Genomic DNA, 19,254 nt, shown 5'->3' with positions numbered 1-19,254 from the left:
CGCGGCAATAACCGAGCCAAGGCTTAGACTTCTAACCCCTCTAAACATATTTGGTTGCGGCCTTGATCCTTAGCTTGATAAAGCATGCTATCTGCCTGCTTGATGGACTGCCCTAGCCCGCTAACTAAACGACTTGCCCCGCCCGATATGGTCACCTTAGGCGCACTTTCCATCTCGGCGACATCTAAACGAATACGTTCAAAGATCTGGCTCGCGACCTCAACGCAATCTGTTTTCACCACCACCAAGAACTCTTCTCCACCCATACGAAAAGCAAAGTCGCTAATCCGAATACGACGTTTGATTGCTTGAGCCACGCGACGTATTACTTGATCGCCAATATCATGGCCGTACTTGTCATTAACTCGCTTGAAATGGTCAATATCAAACACAGCTAGGTAGTACTTGTTTGGCTTCAAGCTCTGTTTGTTGACCTTGTTTAAATAGTGGCGATTGTGCAGCCCAGAGAGCTCATCTGTGTAAGTCATTTTGGTCAGCTCTTGCTTGTCTTTACGAGTTCGATACAGGAAGTAACTAATGCCGATGGTGGCAACCGTTAGAACCATTAACAAGTAAACGTAGGTAGGAATTAACTGGTCGTTTCGCACCAACTTAATCAGATAGCTTTGCTGACCATTCATTGTGACACTGTGACGATACACAACGGTATGATCACCAATATCAAGGACCCCTGCTGTTCTTTGACTTCGAGATAATTGCTCAGTGATGATCGTGTATTGCTCAGGCAAAGAGGCTAGCTGTGAAATACCATCGTAACTCGATGAGTAGACGAAGCCAGCCAAATCCAACATCAGAGTATCTTGTCTAAAACTATTGGCGAACTCGCTTGCATGGCCTTCAATAATCAAATAACCCAAATGGACATTATCATCATAAATAGGCGTAACTTCGGTGAAAATGGCTTCATCTGGCCAGAAAAACGTTTGATTCGATAGTTGATTTTCATTGGGTTCAAGTTGTAAATATGAACTTAGCAACAACCCATACTTATTGGCATTCGCGTAGCGCGGGATAATAGAAATACTAGAGATTAAGCTTTGCTCATTGAGCAAATGATAAATTAAATCGTTAAAGGGCTCTGGGTCAGAGAAATAGTGCTTCGCGATAGTAGAGTTAGCCAAAGAAAGGTAGCTTTCAACCATATCTTTACGCAGTTGGAAAGTCTCGCTCGCGACTTTGAGTTGCTGCTCATAGGCCTCAATCTTCTCGCGTTTGATAATGCCTAGCGGTGTATTGATCGCGAATACAACTATCAGCATCAGCAATAACGTTCTTACCTCGATCGTTGCTGATGATGGGCTCATTTTCGTGTATTGAAGAACCATCCTTAGACCAAACTTCACCTTAATCCACTGCTGCGGGTTACAATATGCAACCAGACCTGCCGGACAGTTTCCCATAAGCGATTGTTTATTTTGGTTAATTTTTTATGACATTCGATAAAAATGGGATGTGGTAAGTGACTTGCCTATTCTCTTTCGTCTAATTCAAAACGCAGTCTCTATTGAGTCTCATTTTCTCGAAAACAACCGTCGATGAGTTAGTGATGTCCTCCCCTAGTGCGCCTACGCAAGAGTTCCTGCTAAAGCACTCGATTTTTGATAAGCCTTTATACTTTACAGCCCAATACTTCGAACTCTAACGAAGAGAGCAAATAGCCAATTCTTCGTTAAAATGACTAAGATTCCTCACTTTTGAACCAAAAAGTTATAAAAAATTTGTCATTATCTTTTGCGCAACAACGAAACCCAAAAACAACCACTAAATTTCAATGGCTTATCATACATTTCTTTCTCGTTCTTAATGGTTATATTTCCCATCTTTATCGATCAATTATCGACTCAAAAATACAGTACACATTGAATTTAACCGCAAAATTACTTAGAGTACGAAACGTTTTCCGTTAAACAAAAAATACAAAGGACAAAATTACATGGATCCCATACTGGAAGTTAAGGGACTGTATAAGGTATTTGGAGATGAACCTGAACGCGCTTTTTCATTGATTGAAAAAGGCGTTAAGAAAGATCAAATCTTTGAACAGACAAATCTAACTATCGGCGTCAATGACGTTTCTCTGTCGATCAACGAAGGCGAGATTTTCGTCATCATGGGCCTCTCAGGCTCAGGTAAATCTACCCTCGTTCGCCTACTCAACCGCTTGATTGAACCCACCAAAGGCAGCGTATTTTTCAAAGGCAAAGATATCGCTCACATCTCTGAGCAAGAGCTAAGAGAAGTGCGTCGTAACAATATCTCCATGGTGTTTCAAAACTTTGCATTGATGCCTCACATGACGGTCATCGAAAACGCCGCGTTTGGTCTAGAGCTTGCTGGTGTGAGTATCGAAGAGCGCCGTACCTCTGCCCTAAACGCACTTGAGCGAGTGGGTTTGGATGCGTATGCAGAATCCTACCCAGATGAACTCTCTGGCGGTATGAAGCAGCGTGTTGGCCTAGCCAGAGCGCTTGCCTGTGACCCAGATATTCTTTTAATGGATGAAGCCTTCTCAGCGCTCGATCCATTAATCCGAACTGAAATGCAAGATGAGCTACTGCGCCTGCAAAACGATGATAAACGTACCATCGTATTTATCTCACACGACTTAGATGAAGCAATGCGCATCGGCGATCGCATCGCCATTATGCAAAATGGTGACGTGGTTCAAGTGGGTACACCTGACGAAATCTTACATAACCCAGCGAATGATTACGTCGAAGCCTTCTTCCGTGGCGTGAATATCGCGAGTGTACTTTCTGCCAAAGATATCGCACGTAAAAAGCCAACGGCCGTATTTAAAAAGTCCGAACACGATGGTCCGGGGTCTGCGATGCAAATCTTAATGGATCATGACCGTGACTACGGCATCGTGGTTGATAAAGCCAGCCGCTACTCAGGTATTGTATCACTCGAATCTCTTCGCTCAGCCTACAAAGAGAACCGTTCCCTTGTGAGCGCTCAACTTGAAAACACCGTGACGTTAAATCCTGACGACGCGATTAACGATATTTTGAGTGTGGTTGCCGGAGTGCCTTATGGCGTCCCTGTGGTTGATGCGCAAGGTAACTATTTCGGTGTGGTCACTAAATCTCGTCTTCTGCAAACGTTGGATAAGGACTAAGTCATATGTCATCAGAACAAGCAAGTAATAACCCTTGGTCTACCACTACGACACAGTCTAGCGATCCGTGGGCAACCACCACCGATACACCTGCAGCAAATGACTGGTTAAATTCTGAAGTTGTCGAGCAGACACCTTTTGACATCATGAACCCATTTCAAGATGCCGTATTACCCCTCGATTCATGGGTCGAGTCGGGATTAAATTGGTTGGTTGAGCACGGGCGCCCAGTCTTTCAGGCGATCCGCGTACCGATTGATTTTATCCTTTCTTCATTTGAGACAGCGCTCGTATCTACCCCAGCACCTTTTATGTTGCTAATTCTATTTTTGCTTGCGTGGCAGTTTTCTAACATCCGTTTAGGAGCAGCTACGCTGGTTTCTTTAGTCTTTATCGGCCTAATTGGTGCGTGGTCTGAAGCGATGACCACCTTAGCGTTAGTCTTAACCTCAGTGTTTTTCTGTTTGCTGATAGGCCTACCTCTCGGGATATGGCTCGCGCGCAGCAATACTGCAGCTAAAGTAATACGCCCTATTCTCGACGCTATGCAAACCACACCGGCGTTTGTCTATTTGGTACCGATCGTGATGCTATTTGGTATCGGTAACGTACCGGGTGTGGTGGTAACCATCATATTTGCCCTACCGCCAGTGGTTCGTTTGACCATACTCGGCATTCAGCAAGTGCCTGAAGAACTTATCGAAGCGGGTCACTCTTTTGGCGCGAGTAAAAAACAGATGCTTTATCGCATTCAATTACCGCTGGCTCTACCAACCATCATGGCAGGCGTAAACCAAACCTTGATGTTGTCACTTTCAATGGTGGTTATTGCATCAATGATCGCCGTCGGTGGCCTTGGCCAGATGGTACTGCGCGGCATTGGCCGCTTAGACATGGGATTGGCTGCCGTCGGTGGCTTAGGCATCGTTATTCTAGCGATCCTACTTGACCGAATTACTCAAGAGCTCGGCGTAAATGCTGGTAACACCAAACTACGTTGGTATCACACAGGACCAATTTCTTACTTCGTAAAACGTACGAATAAATCGAACCAATCCGATTTAAAACTTAGGAGAACAACAAATGATTAATTCATGGAAGAAAGCGCTAACAGTGGGAACACTTGCGTCAATGACGCTTTCCACTCAAGTATTGGCAAATGACTTGCCAGGCAAAGGTGTTACTGTACAACCGGTTCAATCAACCGTTGCTGAAGAGACTTTCCAAACTTTAATCGTAAACCGCGCTCTTGAACAGCTAGGTTATGACGTTCAACCAACCAAGGAAGTAGATTACAACGTTGGCTACACATCGATTGCAAAAGGTGATGCTACCTTCTTAGCGGTCGGTTGGTTCCCTCTTCACGCAGATAAATACACAATGTCGGGCGGTGATGAGAAGTTCTTCCGCCAAGGCCAGTACGTTAGTGGCGCTGCGCAAGGCTACTTGATCGATAAAAAAACCGCAGAGAAATACGGCATCACCAACATTGGTCAACTTACTGACCCTAAACTTGCAAAGCTGTTTGATGCGAACGGCGACGGCAAAGCAGACCTAACAGGCTGTAACCCGGGTTGGGGTTGTGAGATGGTAATCGAAGAACAGTTAAACGCTTACAAACTGCGTGACACTGTTGCACACAACCAAGGTAACTACGCAGCGATCATTGCTGATACCATTTCACGTTACAAAAAAGGTGACCCTGTTCTTTACTACACGTGGACACCGTACTGGGTAAGTGGTGTGCTTGTTCCAGGTAAAGATGTTGTATGGTTAGAAGTACCGTTCTCGGCGCTTCCTGGCGAGCGTAAAGACGTAGATACAACACTAGCCAACGGCAAAAACTACGGTTTCGAGATGAACTCGATGCGCATCGTTGCGAACAAAGAGTTCACAGAGAAAAACCCAGCAGCAGCAAAACTGTTTGAAATCATTAAGCTAAACATCAACGATGTCAGCGCGCAAAACATGATGATGAGCCAAGGTAAAAACAGTTCAGCGGATATCGAATCTCACGTAAATGGTTGGATTAAAGCAAATCAACAACTGTTTGATTCTTGGGTAGCAGAAGCGAAAAAAGCTTCACTGTAAGCGCTGCATAGTATTGAAATAACATCAATAGATACACAAAGAGCGACGGATTAACGTCGCTCTTTGTGTATCTATAACTGACTATCGCTTAATATTGTTTACCCAATATTGGTAAAGGCCATTAATGTCACTCGAGCATAGCAGTTTCATCACGCCCTTAAGCGTACTTTCAGACCAATCCCACCATTTCATCTCTAATAGCATTGAGATCTCTGCTTCACTGAATCGAAACTTAATATGCTTAGCAGGGTTAGAGCCAACCACTTCAAATGGTGCAACATCCTTGGTTACAACAGCACGGCTCGCGATGATAGCGCCATCACCCACTTTAACGCCTGACATAATCATGGCTTCAGAACCGATCCACACATCATTACCTATGATGGTGTCTCCCGCGCGGCAAAAACCATCTTCTGCCCCTTCAAAGTTTTCATTCTGTTGGTAGAAAAACGGGAAGGTGCTGATCCAATCATTTCGGTGGCCTTGATTACCAGCCATCATAAACACAGCGCCAGAACCAACAGAGCAGTAACTGCCAATGATCAGCTTATCGACATCATCTCGCTCTGCGCTCAAGTAACGCGCGCAGTCATCAAAACCGTGGCCATGATAATAACCCGAATAGTAGCTGTGCTTGCCTACCACGATGTTCGGGTTTGTCACTTGCTCTTCGAGAGGAATACCCTGAAACGGCGATTCAAAGTAATTCATTACATAGAAATCCTAGCGAGGCCTGCATCAAATCTGCCATGAGAATTCGATACAGGGAAAATAGATAGCGTGTCGTTTAGCAGAAGGTTTCAATATAGAGTGCTTCGACTTTGTCTCTAGCCCATTGAGTACGACGCAAGAATTTTAGCGAAGATTTAATCGAAGGGTTGCTGTAAAAGCAATTGATTTGAATTCGCTCATCTAACCCTTCCCAGCCATAATGCTCTTGCAGTTGGACTAAGATTTTTTCTAACGTTAGCCCATGTAAAGGGTTATTGGGTTGTTCTTGGCTCATGGTCTTTCCTCTGTTAAGCCAATAAAAGTACAGTGTAACAGACCATCAACCAACAGAGCACAAAACTTAATGATTTCGCACAAGCTATTGGCGCAAGTACCAAAACAATTACTCGTATTTTCAAACAACAGACTGGGACGTGCTATCAAGAATGGCGTCAACAATGGCGGTTGCTCAAAGCAATAGAGCTACTGTCACAAGGGTTAGCCGTGAGTGATGTTGGGCATCATTTGAAGTTTTCTTCAGACAGCGCCTTTGTCGCATTCTTCAAAAAGCAGGTTGGCGCACCACCTTTATGTTTCATGCAGGGCAAATGAATTCTCTCAACCGAAGCGGAAACACGCTCTTGTTCACTTAGCTCATGACCAGTATTTGATCAAATTGAGCTAGCCTATTGAACCTATTACCGCCAGAACACCAACGGGCAATAGTAAAATCCACTGCGGGAGTTTGATAAATCCTTTGAAAGAAAAGAAATACCCCCCAACAAGAATAAACACGACTGAAAAAATGACGAACAGAACGCCTATCAACAATGTTGAAACATAAAATGTAGCGAGGCCATGCCCCCCCACATAAATGAGTGCTACAGAGCAAATAAGCAAAGTGACGGAAACCAAATGCCAGCATGCTAATAGCGTCGCTTTAGGCACATCATCCAATGAAGATTTGAGAAACGGTCTAACAGGATCAACTTGTCCTGCAAAGAGATGAATAAGCGCAGTGGCTAACCCTAGCAAACCTGAACTCAATATCCATACATTCATTCAGCGTCCCTCTTGTCATTGTTACTTTGATTGATGGCTAGATTAAACCGCAGAAACTTCCCTTTCCGATCGATAAGGTTTTGTCATATTAAGGAACTGGCTACTTTGATGAGTGACTCGAAAACCAAATTTCATGTATAACTGCCCTACGCGATTACCCTGTAAATAGCGAAGTTTGACAGGTAGCCCCTTCTGCTCTGCAAGATCCACCACCTGCTCAAGGATCTCACTGCCGATACCATTACCTTGATGTTCCGGCAATATGAAAAAGCGGCTGAAATAGAGATGGTCTTCTTTGCATTCAACCAAGTAGCTGCCCACTGGCGCACCGTCTATCTCAATGACCATCGGCTTAGCCTCATCCCACTCTTGGCGATGAATCTCACACTGTACGACATCGTCCCAGCCAAATACCTGATCAACAGGCTCAAATTCAGCCGCTTTCTTTAAATCGTATAGAAATTCGTAATCCTTAGACTCGGCTTCCCTAGTGGTAAACACAACGCACTCCTTGGTTGTTATTGATGAGATTCAGCTACTTGAACAAGCATTGACTACCTAGCCTAACTCATTGGTCAATAAACACAACCACACCTCACAAATGCCACAGGTCTGTAATCAAATAAAAGATAAATGCGGCACTAAATTAAGATACCCGATATTTACAGCTAGATTTTCTCTACAAGTTACATAGAGTTAGAAACTGTTCGAAGCAGTGGAAAACAAAATGCACCCTTAGTAGAACACTTAAGAGTGCATTTTTTGATGACTATTTAGCTGAGGCTAAACTTAATCGACTAATGGGTAAACCCCATTCTCGTCATGAACTTCTGCACCCGTGATTGGCGGGTTAAATACACAAGCCATCACCATCTCTTTGTTTTTGTATGCACGAAGATAGTGCTCATCGTGTTTGTCTAAAATATAAAGAGTACCCGGCTTAATTGGATAGGTCTCACCGCCCACCACTTCAATCTCACCTTCACCGCTCATGCAGTAAACCGACTCTAAGTGGTTCTGATAATGGATATGAGTCTCTGTATCTTGATAAATGGTGGTAATGTGGAACGAAAAACCCATGTTGTCGTCTTTGAGTAACATACGGACACTTTCCCAGTTATCCGACACCACACGTCGCTCGCTATTACGACACTTTTCTAATGTTCTAACGATCATAACTTTTCCTTGTTAAGAAGCTTGCTTATAAAGCTTGGTGGCGACAGCTTCTACTGCCCCTTCAAAAATATTCAGTCCTTGAGCTAACTCTTGCTTTGTGATGGTTAGCGGGCAGAAGAATTTTACGACCTCATCATTAGGCCCAGCAGTTTCGATTACCATACCGCTTTTAAAGCAATGCTTAGCAATGTCGCTGGCAACGTCACCGCTTTTACATTCAACGCCAATCATCATCCCGCGACCTTTACGCTTATTAAACATGCTAGGGAATTGCTTAATACAACGATCTATCACCGTCGCAACCTCGTCAGAACAGCGCTGAATATGCGTTTCAAAATCTGAGTTAGACCAGTACAGCTCTAACGCTTTAGTCGCGGTGACAAAGGCATGGTTGTTACCACGAAACGTACCGTTGTGCTCACCTGGCTGCCATTTGTCCAAGTGTGGCTTAAGTAGCACAATAGCCATCGGTAGGCCATATCCACTAATAGACTTCGACAAAGTTACGATATCTGGCTGAATGCCTGATGGTTCAAAGCTAAAGAAACGGCCTGTACGGCCACACCCTGCTTGAATGTCGTCGACAATCATCAATATATCTTGTGACTTACACAACTTAGCTAGAGCTTGTAACCATTGGTTTGACGCTGCGTTTAACCCACCTTCGCCCTGAACAGTTTCCAGCAACACTGCCGCAGGTTTCTCTATACCAGCAGAGTTATCATTTAGCATGGTTTCAAACAGCTTGAGACCATCGATATCTGCATAACCTTCGAAAGGGATTCGCGTTACGTTATTTAATGGTGAGCCCGCACCTTGGCGATGATGTTGATTACCCGTTGCAGCTAATGCGCCAGCGGTACAACCGTGAAATCCATTGGTAAACGCAACGATGGAACTGCGACCTGTCACTTTTTTCGCTAACTTAATTGCCGCTTCTACCGCATTAGTTCCTGTAGGGCCAGTAAACTGTACTTTATAGTTAAGTTGACGCGGTTTGAGAATCAAATCTTCTAATGCAGTTAGGAAGTTAGCCTTAGCCTGCGAGTGCATGTCTAAGCCATGTGTTAAACCATCACTTTCGATGTATTCCAGTAATGATTCTTTAATCTGCGTGTTGTTGTGTCCGTAATTGAGAGAGCCTGCACCAGCAAGAAAGTCTATGTACCGCTCTCCACTTTCGGTTTCAAGCCAGCAACCTTTAGCTGTCTTAAATACCACTGGAAAACTGTTAGAGTACGAACGAACTTTTGATTCCTGCCTGTTAAAAATATCCATGATAGAACCGTGTTTAAATCCTTTAACTTTGGTTACTTGAGCGAAATTCGATACAGATATTCCGTATCGTGTTTATCTTTAAAATGAAGAGTCTTATCTAAAAACGTAGAGACTTTGCCGCCTTGATATTGTTTAGCGACTTTGTCAAACAGCGCCCACGACGCTTTATTGTTTTTTGTAATGGTGGTCTCGATTGCTGAGACCGACTGCAACGCATCACGGTTTAGTAACGATTGCAGCATTTGATACGCAAGCCCTTGTCCCCGCGCAAATTCAGCCACAGCGACTTGCCAAATAAACAGTACGTTTGGTTCATTTGGTTTGATATAGCCAGAGATAAAACCGGCGATCTGGCCATTTTTCTCGGCCAACACACAAGTGGTACTGAAGTGAATAGACTGTAAAAAATTACAATAGGAGGAGTTCACATCTAGAGGGGGACACTGAGATATTAAGTGGTAAATATCATCTCCATCAGTGGTGTTTGGTAGCCGAAAAATCCATTCTCGGGTTGGGTTATCTGCAATTTCAGGATACAGCACCCAAGGGGCTGATGTGATCATGTGAAGAAACATATCCTTTGAGGTCTAATGAATTTCACTATTATTATGGGCATTTTCTTGCACCAAAAATCAAATACAGCTCGACAAAAACCCCATATACGTGAATCAAATCACACAAATTGGCTAATTAAGTGCAATAAGTATTCGTTAGAACTCAAAGTGTGATTTCATCCCCATACTCAACGTAAATAGTACAATTAACCTTCTAATTACTGCTTTCGTTATTAGTTACGCGAAATTGACCACCTAAAATAGCAAAGGGCACTATGATCAGTGCCCCTTTCAAATATTTAAGATATTCCCTACTATTTAAGGTGGCTTTGTACGCTTACTCCACTCGGCAACCTTCTCAAGTAGGCTTTGCTTCACTTTTTTACGTAGGTATCTACGGTCTAACTGCAATTTCACTGGCCTACTCCTCTCTAGTACTCGCTGATAACATTGAAAGCAGCACACAGAGCAAGCCTCCAACGGTATACGCCACAAGATCGAGCCAATCGAACGTTGCACCAAATATGATTCTCAGCGGTGAAGAAACCGGAATCCCTAATAAGTCAACAACATTAAATAGCTGCGCCAGTTCAACCAAATACGCGATAACAACTACAACCGTTGCCAGCAATCGGGCAGGAACATTGAGCAATGTCGCAAACACGTGATATAGCCATATGACGACTAGAACATCCCCTAGCGTCGGGCGAATAAAACTGTCTTCCACCCATACCGCTACAAACACTAGTACCGCAAAGAGAGCAATACTCAACACTGCATGAAGCATCGAAAAGCGAATGTGCTTGATTGGGTGCTTAACCACATCAACTAACTCATCGAACATTTGCCTATTACTGTGAAGTTTCAGTTGCATCAATCTTCTCCTCTGTTTCGCTCTCCCCGCTATGATCCTCTTGTGTATTGGCTGTATTAGTTTGCGTTGATTTCTGTTCCACTTTTAACGTGCGTTCATACCAGTTCACATTGCGAGTAAATACCATCACCAAGCTTAAAATGGCGAAACAAAGTAGCGTACCCATCAGCAGCGCATAGCTTTCAGCGAGCAATAAGCCAAATAACAACCCATACAGGAACAGTAAGCTACAGCCAAAGATCACACCTTGTTTCTTATCAGCCAGCATGCCAGCCACATACACGCTTAATAGTCCTGTTGAAGCAATAGCTGACAATACGTAAGCCCAGTTAAATCCCAGGTGTTCACTCATCGAAATTAGCAACAAGTAAAACAGAGCCAATGCGAGTCCAACAAAACCATATTGCACCGGGTGTATCGGTTTCGCCTGAAATAGTTCTAATAAGAAGAAGCTCGCAAACACTAAAGTAATCACCAATAGCGAGTAGTTCACTGCGCGATACGATTTTAAATAGTGATCGACTGCATCAATCAGCTCTACCCCCATCTGACGACGGTCCAATTGGTAGCACGAGTCGTTATTCCGAACACAGTTATCAAACAATTGAGAGATATTGGTTGAGAAGTTATTGCTCGACCATTTAGCGCTAAAGCCTTGCTCTGAAATATCAGATGAAATAGGCAGATAATCGCCAATAAAGCTTGGATGTGCCCACTCTGATGACAGTTGAACTGTGGTGTTATTACCGATTGGGGTCACTTGCAGTTCACCCATTCCCTGTAATATGAAATTGAAATCAAACTCCAACGGCTTATTGGTATTGAGTTGGTGAATATCTAGCTCGGTATGAAAGCCTTGTGCCAAATGGCCTATTCCTGTCCCAGGTTCGATTTCTATATCACGGTGATTGAGCGTCATGTTGTTTAACTGGACCAAACCTCGGCTATCTTTAACACCAACAACCATAGTCAAACTTTGTATTGTATTTGGGGCTATTTTCTTCAGTAAGGTTAAATCGAAATGGCCTTGTAAGCGGTTGTCAGCTTTGAACAAGCGTGCTTTGTAGATACCTCGATATTTTTCGAAACTCTCCAAGTGTGCAGTCATATCAAACGTGTCAGGTAAAATGAATTCTTGATGCTTAACTTGGTATGTTTTTTCTTCATGAGTGACAGTTTCTAAGTACTTCACCTGAATGAAAGGCCCAATGATACGTTGCTCGCCACTGCTACTACGGGCAATGTCCTCACGTACCGTTTCTTGGCGGTATTCACGCTCTGAGATAAGACCGCTCACCATATTTACTGGAATTTGCAATAACAAGAACAGAAACAGCACAAAACCGAACTTCATGCCGAGTTGATTAGAAAAGAATTTTTTCATGGTTGGTTGCCTAAATTAACTTGATGAAGCTAATTTAGAACAACCACTTGGAGTAGATATGGAGCTAATGTGGAGTTTATATGGAGTTTGAAAATCAGTTATGCCATTGCAAAACAGATCGAAACTTTCACCCCATCATTTTCGTTCTCTATACATAATTGGCCATGGTGCAACTTGGCTACTTGTTCAACAAAATTAAGCCCTAAGCCAGTACTTTTCACCCCATTCTCACGAGCTAAAGAGTAGAACCTTTCCGTTAACCTTGGCATCGCATATTCAGGGATCTGCGGGCCAGTGTTAAAAACTGATACAACCAGCGAACCATCATGTTTCTCAATGTTCCACTTAATCTCACCTTCAATGAAGACAAAATCCAGTGCGTTGTCCATTAGGTTAAATAAAGCTTGTTTGAACAAGAAACTGTCACCTTGAATAGAAAGCTTACTCTCGCCACTTAAATCGCAATTTACTCGCTTGTTGGCTAGGCGAGCGTCAGAAGCAACAATCACTTCATTGATAGTCTGGTGGACATTAATAGCTTCAAGCTGCTCTAACTGGGGGCGCTTTTCCAACCTTGCAAGCTCTAGCAGTTTATCGACCAAAGACTGCATGCGATCGCTTTCTCGTTCGATATTATTTGCGAAGCGTGCGATTTTTTCTTCAGGCAACGGCATCTGTAGAATCTCACTCGCACCTTTAATGGCAGAGATCGGGCTTTTAAGTTCATGAGTTAGAGTCTGAACATATTCTTCAACATATTGCTTACCGTCTAATTGGTTGCGCATTTTTTCAAGTGCATTGGCGAGCGTGCCATACTCATAAAACACTCGGAATTCGGGTTTTGAGACTTTCTTCCCTTCACCCATCTTTTCTGCGTAGTCTTCCAACTTATACAGTGCCGCATTAACACGCCATGAGAACAGAGCGCCAGCAATCAGCACCAGACCACTCATCAGCACCATCCAATACAACACATTACGCTTAGAAAGATCGATAAACGGCTGCACTGATCGGTTGGCCTTAGCAACCGTCACGCTACCGATAATTTCACCTTGATGATAGATTGGTGCTGCAACGTGCATTACGGTTGATAACGGGTCTTTGGGATCTTCAAAAGTGCTGCGCGCACCGTACTGACCACGCAGTGTTAAATAGACATCATTCCACTGCGAATAATCTTGTCCGACATCTTGCTGCCAAGAGTCCGCAATCACGATGCCATTTTTATCTGTGATATAGATACGATGATTGACGGACTTTTTGCCAATCTCCCAAATGCGCGCGTTGGGTTCTCGTTTTCCATACGCTGTGAGCAACTTTGAGAATCTACTTTCAGGCATTTTCCCGTTAGCAACATCCTCTTCCGCTAACACCGCAATCAAATTTGCCATATCGACCAGAGTTTCTTCGGTTGTTTGCCTTACGGTCGGTTTTAGTTCCTGAATGACTATTTTACTTACCATATAAGCCGTCATTCCCACCAAAAGGAAATAGAGGAAGAACAATCTCAGTCCGAGCGGAATTCTAGGCCAGCGTTTCATTATTCGCCCTTAACTGAGTAGTAATAGCCAAAACCCCTTTTAGTGCAGATCCGCTCAGCCATACCAAATGGCTTCAACTTATTGCGGATCGCCTTGATATGTGTGTCAATATTGCGTTCGTAAGCCGCTTCTGGCGCCATATCCGCAGCGACCATCAATTGCTCCCGACTCAGCACGTTAGAGGCAACGGTAATTAACTTACTCAGAATTTTAAACTCGACTGCGGTAAGCCCAAGCATCTGTCCTGCCACCCCATAATCAAAGTTATGTGCTTGCAAATCATCTGGCGTTATAAGGTTTTCAGATGGCTTAACCTCTAAACTTGCAGATTGAGTTGGGCGCGCTTTGATTCTCAATTTAATACGCGCAAGCATCTCCCGTGGGCTAAAAGGCTTGGTGACATAGTCATCTGCGCCGATCTCTAAGCCAACCACGCGATCGATTTCATCATTGCGCGCGGTTAAAAAGATAATCGGCACAGCGGAAAAATCACGGATTGTTTTACATAACTCGAAGCCATTACCATCAGGCAAACCAACATCAAGCACAACCAAACAAGCGGGATTGTCCTGCAAGTAGCTTAACCCATCGCCTGCTGTCGCAAACCACTGAGTGGCAAAGCCATCCATTTCTAAAACATGAATTAAGTTATCTGCGATTGATGGTTCATCTTCAATAATGACGATTGTTGCTTGCTCGCTCAAAAGGGTTCTCCGTTGTTTCACCAAGGCATCTTGCTAGTGTTTATTTCTTCTTATACTTTTTATAAAGCGACTCTACCGAGTACTCAAACAGCTCTTTGATTTTTTGCTGTGCTTCTGTATTACTGACAATATCAAAATCTTTGGTGGCTTTTTGTCTGCCAAAGAATAAAAAGCCTTCTTTTAGCAACACATTGATTTCAAGCCAACCTTTATTCAGCTCCATCGGCACATATTGGTAAGTCGCATGAATGCCATTTTCATCGCCGAGTACAAAGTAAAAACCACCGCCCTCTTCATACTTTTCAAACATTTCCATTTCACGAGCCCAAGGGAAATCATTAAATAGCGCCACGAGATCTCGATAGGTTCTCAGCTCTTTTTCATGATTCACCAACTCTGGTCCATCGACTCGATGTTGGTAATACGCCATTACGGATGTCATTGTTACTTCCTAACGTTGATTGAATTGCGACGAATCGTGCCAAACTCCTTCCATCGCCTCAACTAATACTTCATTAAAAATATAACTAAAACATTGGTTTGTCGTACAGCTCATGATTTGCCAATAACAAACGCGCTAAGTATATCGTACCGATTTAGCGCTAGTTACAAATTGATAATCTACAATGCGTTTCTGCAGGTCTGCCACTCCGCAAAGTAAGACATACCAAAGGTGTACATTTTAGCCTATTGATGTGAGTTTCATTGCCTTAGTACGCGCTGAGTGGTCTAATACCAAATGAGTTTTCAGATACTTGGTAAACAAATAATGCAGCAAGACCACCAGCCTACGTTTTTTTTCTTTGATTACGAAACGTGGGGAACAAGCCCAGCGAAAGATCGACCAAGCCAATTTGCGGGTGTTCGCACTGATAAAGACTTTAACATCATCGGTGAGCCACTGGTTATCTACTGCCAACCACCCTCTGATTACTTGCCTTCTCCTGAAGCTGCGCTCATTACAGGAATTACTCCGCAACTTGCTGCTAGCCAAGGTCTCCCTGAGCCAGAATTCATTGCCAAAATCCACGAGCAGTTATCAACGCCAAACACCATTAGCTTGGGTTACAACAGCATTCGTTTTGATGATGAAGTGACACGTTATACCTGCTACCGCAACTTCTTTGACCCATACGCATGGAGCTGGCAAAACGGCAACTCGCGTTGGGACTTACTCGATGTGATGCGAGCGTGTCACGCACTGCGTCCCGAGGGTGTGGTTTGGCCTGAAAATGAAGACGGTTACCCAAGCTTTAAACTTGAGCACCTTTCTGTCGCTAACGGTATCGAACACGAAAATGCTCACGATGCGATGGCCGATGTTATTGCAACGATTGAGATGGCGAAAAAAGTAAAAGCGGCGCAACCAAAGCTGTTCGATTACTTCTTGAATATGCGTCATAAACGCAAGCTAAATGACTTAGTCGATATCGTTAACATGACGCCGCTAATGCATGTGTCTGGCATGTTGGGTCGCGATTGTAATTACACGAGCTGGATTGTGCCTGTTGCTTGGCATCCGACCAATCAAAACGCCGTGATTACCGTTGACTTAGCCAAAGACCCACAAGTACTGCTTGATCTTGATGTTGCGGAATTACATCAACGTATGTATACCAAACGCAGTGATTTAGGTCCTGATGAATTACCTGTACCAGTTAAACTGGTACACCTTAATAAGTGCCCTATTTTGGCGCCTGCAAAAACATTGACCGCAGAAAATGCAGAGAAGATTGGCATAGATCGTCAGTTGTGCCTGAAGAACTTAGAGATCATTAGGCAGCATCCTGAAATTCGTGAAAAACTGATTGGTTTATACAACATTGAGCGTGAATACGAAAAATCAAACGATGTAGATACCATGCTGTATGATGGTTTCTTCTCGCCAGCAGATAAGGCCGCAATGGATATTGTTCGTCAAACCGATCCAAACCAGCTTGCTGTATTAGACATTAGTTTTAATGATGACCGTATTGCGCCGTTGCTATTTCGCTACCGCGCCCGTCATTACCCGTGGACTCTCGATGAACAGGAGCAGCAGCGCTGGGCAAATCATTGCCAAGACTACTTCCAAAGTCGCATAGACGACTATATGCTGAATCTTGAAAACTTAGTTCACGAACATGAAAGTGATACAAAGAAAATCACTCTATTAAAATCTGTGTACCAATACGTTGAGAAGCTTATTTCTTAATACCAATTACAATTGATATTAACTCTTAGCCTCAAGCGCCCTACAATTTATAATTTCATTACTTATGGCTAAAAATATGGCTAAAAACATACTCAGATACGCTGTGTCCATGGGGCTAGTTTCCCTCTGTCTCCTGGCCGGTATTAACATTCAACACCTGCTAGAAACTTCTATTCCTGGCAGTATTATCGGTATGATGATTCTGTTTGGCTTGATGACGAGTGGTCTCGTTCCGTCGGACTGGATCAGGCCGAGTGCAAACCTCTTTATCCGCTACATGGTTCTATTTTTCGTTCCCGTTAGTGTAGGCATAATTGATCATTTCGATATGTTAATTTCAAACGCAACGAACATTCTGATTACGACTGTTGGCGGTACACTCATAGTCCTTGTGATTACGGGCTTGATTCTTCAGCATTTACTAGATGGTGGCAATAAATAATGTGGTTGATAACTACGATACTAGTATTTATTTTTACTAGATGGTTAAGCCAGAAGATTCGCAATCCTCTCATTAACCCTTTACTTGTAAGTGTCACTATACTCATATCATTACTCTTCTATTTTGACGTCTCGTTCGAGGCTTACTACGAGCAAAGTAAATCGTTAAGTCTCTTATCGCAAATTGCTATAGTTGCGCTAGCTTATCCTCTATATGAGCAGTTGCCGCAAATTCGTTCCAATTGGCGAATTATAACTTTAGCCTGTGGATTAGGGTGCGTTATCTCAATGCTTTCAATTAGCCTTGTAGGAAACGTACTGAACTTGGATTTAACTCTGATTGCAAGTCTAATGGGTAAATCTGTCACAACTCCAATAGCGATGGAAATCGCGAGCAACCTCGGAGGAGAACCTTCCATTGCTGCGATTTTAGTTCTTATAGCTGGGTTAGTTGGTGCGATCCTCGCCTACCCGATCTACAACATGCTGAACATTACCCATCCAATCGCTCGCGGTCTGACTATGGGTACGGTGTCTCATGCACTCGGTACAGCAACTTGCGCAGAGAAAAATGGCGAAGATGCTGCATTTAGCTCTCTCGCATTAGTTGTTTGCGGTGTTATCACATCGATACTCGCCCCAAGCTTCTTCGCTTTAGCTATGTATCTCATTTGATTAGGTTATCGGCTGCATTCGTGCAGTCGATACTTTTATCAATTACAGGTAACTTCGAGTGATAGCTTATTTTATAAAACAACCATTCGGTGAACTAATACTTTCCTATCTAAAATGAGTATTCTGCCTCCTTCTCTTCTATAGGACGCCTTGTAGTGAATATTCAGAAACCAACTAGCCTTCCCTTACTCACCTCATTAAGAGGTTTTGCCGCCTTATTCGTGACCTTATATCACGCGCGGTTAATCCTGTTCCCTCAATACAAACAACCGATAGCTGACATAACCCAATTTTTGGAAAACAGTTACTTATGGGTCGATCTGTTTTTTATACTCAGTGGCTATGTGATGATTCATGTTTACCAGCAAGGCTTTAGTAAAGGAGTTACATTTGAAAACTGGTGGCGCTTTATGTCTTTACGATTTAGCCGCGTTTATCCTTTGTTCTTTGTTACTTTTCTGGCTCTGATCGGGTGGGAAAGCTATAAGGCTACCCATCAAATCACCTTTTATGCCGGGCCTTTATTTGAATCGTGGGGCATGATTGGCAACGCTCCGTTTGAAGGGCCGTTTAACCGTGGCAATGCCATTATGGCAAACTTGCTGATGATGCAGAGTATGGATGGCGGGATGCTCAGCTGGAACATTTCTTCTTGGTCATTGAGTATCGAATGGTTGATTTACCTATTCTTTCCGCTATTTGCTGTCATGTTGTTCAAACCGGCAGGCCGTTCTTGGCTAACTCCTATTCTCTGCTTGATACTTATTTTCGCGATGGCTTCACAAGCTGCAAGCCTCGATTACACCAAACATGCGTATGGTTTTCTTCGTGGGTGCTGCGGCTTTTTGCTTGGTGCTTGGATGTGCTGCAAGCGCGAACAGCTACCGTTAAACAAACTACAAGGTAGCGCTTGGTTGCTAGTGATCGTGGTTTGCTTAATTGGTGCAATGCATTTTAAAGCCAGCACCGCCAACCTAATGTTGACCTACCTATTACTGGTTCTAATTGTTGGGGTTGGTGCGGTACAGAAAAACACTCAAACCTGGCTAATGCGCATCATCGACAATCGCGTTACTCAGTATTTAGGTGATATCTCATATTCACTCTACTTATGGCATGCCGTGATTTTACTTGCCGGTGTGGAATTTATTCACCTTGTTTACCCTGAGCAATTGAGCAGCTGGTATCAGCAGCAAAGTTGGTCGATGGCGGGTTATGTCATTTTAGGTTTCATTGCGTTGTGCCTATTGGTATCGAGTGCTAGCTATCACTTTATTGAGCGCCCGGCGCAAAAGATAATCCGCCAACGTATCAATACACGTCGAGCGCTTTCTCGCTCTGCCGCTTAATTCTCGTTGAGAAATCACTAAATCATAAGCCACTGAGCTCACATTACCTTGTGTGAGCTCACCCTAACATTGCAACAT

General features: G+C 43.5%; 20 protein-coding genes and 1 pseudogene. 8 read left to right on the top strand and 13 right to left on the bottom strand.

Translation table 11 applies throughout. The features are described 5' to 3' along the window. Nucleotides 1-23: 23 nt before the first annotated feature. Nucleotides 24-1,421, bottom strand: a complete 1,398-nt coding sequence (locus tag MU515_RS00320) for a GGDEF domain-containing protein (protein ID WP_260258366.1) — start codon at nucleotides 1,419-1,421, stop codon at nucleotides 24-26. 533 nt (nucleotides 1,422-1,954) lie between these two features. Here MU515_RS00320 and proV point away from each other — a divergent pair. From proV to proX, 3 genes are read left to right on the top strand one after another with little or no spacing between them, the layout of a single operon-like run. Further along, the gene (gene proV / locus MU515_RS00315) at nucleotides 1,955-3,142 is read left to right on the top strand and encodes a glycine betaine/L-proline ABC transporter ATP-binding protein ProV (protein ID WP_260258365.1); all 1,188 of its coding nucleotides are present in this window, start codon (nucleotides 1,955-1,957) and stop codon (nucleotides 3,140-3,142) included. A gap of 5 nt (nucleotides 3,143-3,147) precedes the next feature. Continuing rightward, nucleotides 3,148-4,233, top strand: coding sequence for a glycine betaine/L-proline ABC transporter permease ProW (gene proW, locus MU515_RS00310; protein ID WP_260258364.1), 1,086 nt, complete (start codon nucleotides 3,148-3,150; stop codon nucleotides 4,231-4,233). Beyond that, nucleotides 4,226-5,233, top strand: coding sequence for a glycine betaine/L-proline ABC transporter substrate-binding protein ProX (proX, locus tag MU515_RS00305; RefSeq protein WP_260258363.1), 1,008 nt, complete (start codon nucleotides 4,226-4,228; stop codon nucleotides 5,231-5,233). The genes proW and proX overlap by 8 nt, the downstream gene beginning before the upstream one ends. 81 nt (nucleotides 5,234-5,314) lie before the next feature. Here proX and catB read toward each other — a convergent pair whose 3' ends face one another. Together catB and MU515_RS00295 are read right to left on the bottom strand one after the other, a co-directional pair. After that, nucleotides 5,315-5,944, bottom strand: a complete 630-nt coding sequence (catB, locus tag MU515_RS00300; protein WP_260258362.1) for a type B chloramphenicol O-acetyltransferase — start codon at nucleotides 5,942-5,944, stop codon at nucleotides 5,315-5,317. Nucleotides 5,945-6,020: 76 nt separating this feature from the next. Then, nucleotides 6,021-6,239 (bottom strand): VF530 family protein, encoded by a 219-nt coding sequence (locus tag MU515_RS00295; protein ID WP_260258361.1) that lies wholly within the window; start codon nucleotides 6,237-6,239, stop codon nucleotides 6,021-6,023. Nucleotides 6,240-6,322: 83 nt separating this feature from the next. Here MU515_RS00295 and MU515_RS00290 point away from each other — a divergent pair. Beyond that, a pseudogene (locus MU515_RS00290) lies at nucleotides 6,323-6,556 on the top strand (helix-turn-helix domain-containing protein); the annotation flags it as partial. A gap of 69 nt (nucleotides 6,557-6,625) precedes the next feature. Here MU515_RS00290 and MU515_RS00285 read toward each other — a convergent pair. The 10 genes from MU515_RS00285 to MU515_RS00240 form a co-directional block, all read right to left on the bottom strand. Beyond that, nucleotides 6,626-7,006 carry a hypothetical protein gene (locus MU515_RS00285; protein WP_260258360.1) on the bottom strand — a complete coding sequence of 127 codons (381 nt, stop codon included), beginning with the start codon at nucleotides 7,004-7,006 and terminating at the stop codon, nucleotides 6,626-6,628. A 42-nt stretch (nucleotides 7,007-7,048) separates the two neighbouring features. Then, entirely contained in the window at nucleotides 7,049-7,507 is a 459-nt protein-coding gene (locus MU515_RS00280) for a GNAT family N-acetyltransferase (RefSeq protein WP_260258359.1), read from the bottom strand. A 288-nt stretch (nucleotides 7,508-7,795) separates the two neighbouring features. Continuing rightward, nucleotides 7,796-8,182: an ectoine synthase gene (locus MU515_RS00275; protein ID WP_260258358.1), complete on the bottom strand. Its 387-nt coding sequence runs from the start codon at nucleotides 8,180-8,182 to the stop codon at nucleotides 7,796-7,798. A gap of 12 nt (nucleotides 8,183-8,194) precedes the next feature. Further along, nucleotides 8,195-9,460: a diaminobutyrate--2-oxoglutarate transaminase gene (ectB, locus tag MU515_RS00270; protein WP_260258357.1), complete on the bottom strand. Its 1,266-nt coding sequence runs from the start codon at nucleotides 9,458-9,460 to the stop codon at nucleotides 8,195-8,197. 32 nt (nucleotides 9,461-9,492) lie between these two features. Then, nucleotides 9,493-10,023 (bottom strand): diaminobutyrate acetyltransferase, encoded by a 531-nt coding sequence (gene ectA / locus MU515_RS00265; RefSeq protein ID WP_260258356.1) that lies wholly within the window; start codon nucleotides 10,021-10,023, stop codon nucleotides 9,493-9,495. Between the two features lie 412 nt (nucleotides 10,024-10,435). After that, the gene (locus MU515_RS00260; RefSeq protein WP_260258355.1) at nucleotides 10,436-10,888 is read right to left on the bottom strand and encodes a ribosomal maturation YjgA family protein; all 453 of its coding nucleotides are present in this window, start codon (nucleotides 10,886-10,888) and stop codon (nucleotides 10,436-10,438) included. Further along, nucleotides 10,866-12,272 (bottom strand): cell envelope integrity protein CreD, encoded by a 1,407-nt coding sequence (creD, locus tag MU515_RS00255; RefSeq protein ID WP_260258354.1) that lies wholly within the window; start codon nucleotides 12,270-12,272, stop codon nucleotides 10,866-10,868. Before creD ends, MU515_RS00260 begins: the two co-directional genes overlap by 23 nt. Nucleotides 12,273-12,370: 98 nt before the next feature. Next, nucleotides 12,371-13,813, bottom strand: coding sequence for a two-component system sensor histidine kinase CreC (creC, locus tag MU515_RS00250; RefSeq protein WP_260258353.1), 1,443 nt, complete (start codon nucleotides 13,811-13,813; stop codon nucleotides 12,371-12,373). Then, on the bottom strand, nucleotides 13,813-14,517 hold the full coding sequence (locus MU515_RS00245; RefSeq protein WP_260258352.1) for a response regulator: 705 nt from the start codon (nucleotides 14,515-14,517) through the stop codon (nucleotides 13,813-13,815). The genes creC and MU515_RS00245 overlap by 1 nt, the downstream gene beginning before the upstream one ends. Nucleotides 14,518-14,557: 40 nt before the next feature. Next, nucleotides 14,558-14,959: a hypothetical protein gene (locus MU515_RS00240; RefSeq protein WP_260258351.1), complete on the bottom strand. Its 402-nt coding sequence runs from the start codon at nucleotides 14,957-14,959 to the stop codon at nucleotides 14,558-14,560. A 327-nt stretch (nucleotides 14,960-15,286) separates the two neighbouring features. Here MU515_RS00240 and sbcB point away from each other — a divergent pair, with 327 nt between their 5' ends. The 4 genes from sbcB to MU515_RS00220 all read left to right on the top strand — a co-directional run bounded on the left by sbcB (nucleotide 15,287) and on the right by MU515_RS00220 (nucleotide 19,176). Next, nucleotides 15,287-16,711 (top strand): exodeoxyribonuclease I, encoded by a 1,425-nt coding sequence (sbcB, locus tag MU515_RS00235; protein ID WP_260259155.1) that lies wholly within the window; start codon nucleotides 15,287-15,289, stop codon nucleotides 16,709-16,711. Between the two features lie 76 nt (nucleotides 16,712-16,787). Next, a complete protein-coding gene (locus MU515_RS00230) occupies nucleotides 16,788-17,153 on the top strand; it encodes a CidA/LrgA family protein (protein ID WP_260258350.1) in 366 nt (121 codons plus the stop codon). Then, the gene (locus tag MU515_RS00225) at nucleotides 17,153-17,827 is read left to right on the top strand and encodes an LrgB family protein (protein ID WP_260258349.1); all 675 of its coding nucleotides are present in this window, start codon (nucleotides 17,153-17,155) and stop codon (nucleotides 17,825-17,827) included. The genes MU515_RS00230 and MU515_RS00225 overlap by 1 nt, the downstream gene beginning before the upstream one ends. Before the next feature lie 155 nt (nucleotides 17,828-17,982). After that, on the top strand, nucleotides 17,983-19,176 hold the full coding sequence (locus MU515_RS00220) for an acyltransferase family protein (protein ID WP_260258348.1): 1,194 nt from the start codon (nucleotides 17,983-17,985) through the stop codon (nucleotides 19,174-19,176). The last annotated feature ends 78 nt before the right edge of the window (nucleotides 19,177-19,254 follow it).

This window comes from Vibrio intestinalis (genome assembly GCF_025195085.2).
Taxonomy (GTDB): domain Bacteria; phylum Pseudomonadota; class Gammaproteobacteria; order Enterobacterales; family Vibrionaceae; genus Vibrio; species Vibrio intestinalis.
Note: the sequence above shows the minus strand (reverse complement) of the source record. Positions and strands in the feature narration are given on the sequence as shown.

Coding starts and splice junctions, on each gene's coding strand:
- MU515_RS00320 (WP_260258366.1), bottom strand. CDS start 1,421: ATGGGAAACTGTCCGGCAGGTCTGGTTGCATATTGTAACCCGCAGCAG.
- proV (WP_260258365.1), top strand. CDS start 1,955: ATGGATCCCATACTGGAAGTTAAGGGACTGTATAAGGTATTTGGAGAT.
- proW (WP_260258364.1), top strand. CDS start 3,148: ATGTCATCAGAACAAGCAAGTAATAACCCTTGGTCTACCACTACGACA.
- proX (WP_260258363.1), top strand. CDS start 4,226: ATGATTAATTCATGGAAGAAAGCGCTAACAGTGGGAACACTTGCGTCA.
- catB (WP_260258362.1), bottom strand. CDS start 5,944: ATGAATTACTTTGAATCGCCGTTTCAGGGTATTCCTCTCGAAGAGCAA.
- MU515_RS00295 (WP_260258361.1), bottom strand. CDS start 6,239: ATGAGCCAAGAACAACCCAATAACCCTTTACATGGGCTAACGTTAGAA.
- MU515_RS00285 (WP_260258360.1), bottom strand. CDS start 7,006: ATGAATGTATGGATATTGAGTTCAGGTTTGCTAGGGTTAGCCACTGCG.
- MU515_RS00275 (WP_260258358.1), bottom strand. CDS start 8,182: ATGATCGTTAGAACATTAGAAAAGTGTCGTAATAGCGAGCGACGTGTG.
- ectB (WP_260258357.1), bottom strand. CDS start 9,460: ATGGATATTTTTAACAGGCAGGAATCAAAAGTTCGTTCGTACTCTAAC.
- ectA (WP_260258356.1), bottom strand. CDS start 10,023: ATGATCACATCAGCCCCTTGGGTGCTGTATCCTGAAATTGCAGATAAC.
- MU515_RS00260 (WP_260258355.1), bottom strand. CDS start 10,888: ATGCAACTGAAACTTCACAGTAATAGGCAAATGTTCGATGAGTTAGTT.
- creD (WP_260258354.1), bottom strand. CDS start 12,272: ATGAAAAAATTCTTTTCTAATCAACTCGGCATGAAGTTCGGTTTTGTG.
- creC (WP_260258353.1), bottom strand. CDS start 13,813: ATGAAACGCTGGCCTAGAATTCCGCTCGGACTGAGATTGTTCTTCCTC.
- MU515_RS00240 (WP_260258351.1), bottom strand. CDS start 14,959: ATGACATCCGTAATGGCGTATTACCAACATCGAGTCGATGGACCAGAG.
- sbcB (WP_260259155.1), top strand. CDS start 15,287: ATGCAGCAAGACCACCAGCCTACGTTTTTTTTCTTTGATTACGAAACG.
- MU515_RS00230 (WP_260258350.1), top strand. CDS start 16,788: ATGGCTAAAAACATACTCAGATACGCTGTGTCCATGGGGCTAGTTTCC.
- MU515_RS00225 (WP_260258349.1), top strand. CDS start 17,153: ATGTGGTTGATAACTACGATACTAGTATTTATTTTTACTAGATGGTTA.